This is a genomic window from Bacillus sp. P4_D3 (genome assembly GCF_056401855.1).
On record NZ_JBFUIN010000385.1, the window covers coordinates 1 to 2,943 of the forward strand.

The following is a 2,943-nucleotide window of genomic DNA, read 5'->3' on the forward strand; positions in this document are numbered from 1 at the left end:
GAATAAACAAAGCAAGCACCGATCTAATCAACTGAGGGTAGGATAGCGATTTTACCTCGCGCTCAACATTGGGCAACATCTTTATAAACATAAAAACCATCAAAAGCATGAGCGCTGCAGAAAATAGATATACAGAACGCCATCCCGCAACATCTGTTAATATACCAGCAAAAGTACGTGCGAGAAGTATGCCAATAACTATCCCACTTGTTACAATGCCAACGACACGTCCTCTTTCTGTAGGGGAAGCGATGGTCGCTGCAAACGCCACGAGAGTCTGTGTCACAACTGCAAGCAGACCCACCAAAGCCATACCTGCGAAAAGTACCATGCTGGAGGAAGCAGTACCAACTATAACCAGAGCTGTTGTAGATAATAGCATCTGACCGACAATTAGACGTCGCTGGTTTAGCAAATCTCCAAGCGGTACGAGTAGTAGTAAGCCCAATCCATAAAAAATTTGTGTAATGGTAATAACAACACCAATAATGGAATGGTTAATACCAAACTCATTAGATAGTTGATCAAGCAACGGCTGTGCAAAGTAAATATTGGCAACAGACATTCCACAGGCAGTCGCAAACAATAATACCAAAGCGTGAGACATGGATGGCTGTTGATTCAAATTAGGTTTTGTTATGGAAGATTTATGACTTATCTTAGTGTAGAGTGGATCATCTTCTATATTTGTCTCTGTTTTGCACATACCTTAACCTCCAATCACATTAGATTTTTAATCATAACATACCGTTCAGTACAATATGATTACTGGTAAATATAACTTAGCCTTATTCATGATGTCAACGATTTTTTTTGCACTAAAGTTAATGTTGCATTAAATGAATAGATCTTGATTTGACAGGAAGAATAGCTAATTATATAATAATTACATACTGTTTGGTAATAAAAAAAACAATTGTAATTACCTACACACCTATCCTAAAACAATTAATAAAATCAAAGTTTGAGGAGGAGAATTCTTAATGGCAAGAACCCGTGAATTTGATGAGGATCAAGTTTTAGATGCAGCAATGCAGTTATTTTGGGAGAAGGGATATGAGGCTACCTCATTAAGTGATCTTACTTCTAGAATGGGCATTCAACGCCCTAGTATTTATTCGACTTTTGGAGATAAAAAAGAATTGTTTGAAGCCGCACTTCGCAGGTATACAATGTCTCGGGCCTCTGATATACGAAATAGGCTTCAAAGTCACTCCTCTGTAAAAGAGGCATTTTCTATTTTCTTTGCCGATGTCGTCAATGAAGAATACGCAGGGGATCTTAGTAAAGGTTGTTTTTGTATCAATACAATGGTTGAACTAGCACCTCATGATGAGAGATTTGAAATTTTGACCAGAGAACATCAAATGTACCTCGCCGTCATTTTTCAGGAGACGATCGAACGAGGAATCCAATCAGGTGAGCTGGAATTCAACACAGATGCAAAGTCTTTGGCACAGGCACTGATTGTAGCGTTAATCGGTCTAACGGTTATGATGAAATCTCGCCCCCAACGTTCATTTGTGGACAATGTAATAGCAGCGACGCTCACATTACTTAAGTGACATGATTGTATTTAAAAGTACGAAAACCATACCTTTATAGGGGTAACGTCAAATCTCCATCAAGCTACAATTTTATAGTACCCCCAGAACGAAATTTTGTGCTAACTTGTAACAAAAAAGCTCATTTTTTCGTTTTGGGGCTGATTTGTTTTCTTAAGTTGATGGGCATGTGGCAATGGCCCATATAACAACAATTAGTTAAATTAATATTTTATTCGTTGTTTTATTTCTTTAAAACGATCATGTATTAATTTCTTGATATCCGGGTGATCTTTATATAAGGTAACGGTATACATGATGGAAGATGCAAGAATAGTAGACCATATTAACCAATCTCCAGCATGAGAAAGAACTTTAATTATTTCACTCGTAAACTGTTCCTGTCCCGCTTGAAATGTCGATACGAGCGAGTTAAGATTGAACAACAATAAAATAACAATCCTGCCCAAAAGCATAATAATCCATCCGATAATATACGTATAGCCTCCAACACTACATAATTGATTATTATGATGAAAAACTTTCACCCTCTTAGCTTGCCAATAACCAACTATCGCTCCTAATATAAGCAAGCTAATTAATTCAATTGTAATAATATAGTCCAATCTATTTGGAAGACCCATATAAGTTCTGATTATAGCCATGATTGGTATACCAAGAAGATCGAAGCTATCTACTTTCTTCGGGATAAGCTGCCTAATAATCAATACAATAACGACTACAAGAATAATAATGAAAACTTTATTCATGCGATTAATCCCTCTTTTTTTCTTTTAAATAATACTCAATAAGTTGATTTACTTTTTCTTCTGGATATGATTCTGGTGTTTGAAGGACATGAATTACTAGCCCATCAATAAATCCGTACAGTATCTCTAATTCAAATTCTCTATTGTGACCTGGTGTGACGTATCCTAGATCCCTCATTAAATCTAGAATTATTCCCATAAGATACCTCGTATGGTCATCCATTTTCTTCCGAAGTTCAATAAGTTCTGGAGAACTAAAGGATATACCCAGAAATGTAATCCAAACCTTCCCTTCCAACATTTCTTCTTTATTAGAAGGAATAATAAATTTCATTAATCTTCTAAGTGCTTCTTCTTTCGTTCCCTTAAATTCACTTGTACGAGTGTTTGCCCGTTCTTCCATTCGATTCAATACTAAATTCATTGCATAATGAATTAATTCATTTTTAGACGAAAAATGATGCTGAACAAGTCCAACCGAAATGTTTGCCTCGTCAGCGATTTGCTGTATAGAAGCTTTATCAATACCTTTTTCTAATATTACACGCCAAGTAGCAGTGGCTATCTGATTCTTCCTTTGTATTTGATCAACAATTTTAGGCACTCATATCCTCCTCCCTTTTTATAAT

Annotated in this window: 4 protein-coding genes; 1 reads left to right on the top strand and 3 read right to left on the bottom strand. The window is 36.2% G+C overall.

The annotated features are described in order from the left end of the window. The coding region (locus AC1DTM_RS21465) for an MFS transporter (protein WP_477000830.1) at positions 1-706 on the bottom strand (706 nt) is incomplete at its 3' end. A gap of 277 nt (positions 707-983) precedes the next feature. Between AC1DTM_RS21465 and AC1DTM_RS21470 the strand changes: the two genes are divergently transcribed. Continuing rightward, entirely contained in the window at positions 984-1,565 is a 582-nt protein-coding gene (locus AC1DTM_RS21470; RefSeq protein ID WP_002066413.1) for a TetR/AcrR family transcriptional regulator, read from the top strand. A gap of 203 nt (positions 1,566-1,768) precedes the next feature. Here the strand turns inward: AC1DTM_RS21470 and AC1DTM_RS21475 are convergent, their stop codons facing one another. Both AC1DTM_RS21475 and AC1DTM_RS21480 read right to left on the bottom strand, forming a co-directional pair. After that, positions 1,769-2,314 carry a hypothetical protein gene (locus AC1DTM_RS21475; protein WP_002137530.1) on the bottom strand — a complete coding sequence of 182 codons (546 nt, stop codon included), beginning with the start codon at positions 2,312-2,314 and terminating at the stop codon, positions 1,769-1,771. 4 nt (positions 2,315-2,318) lie between these two features. Then, a complete protein-coding gene (locus AC1DTM_RS21480) occupies positions 2,319-2,918 on the bottom strand; it encodes a TetR/AcrR family transcriptional regulator (RefSeq protein ID WP_002066410.1) in 600 nt (199 codons plus the stop codon). Positions 2,919-2,943 lie beyond the last annotated feature (25 nt).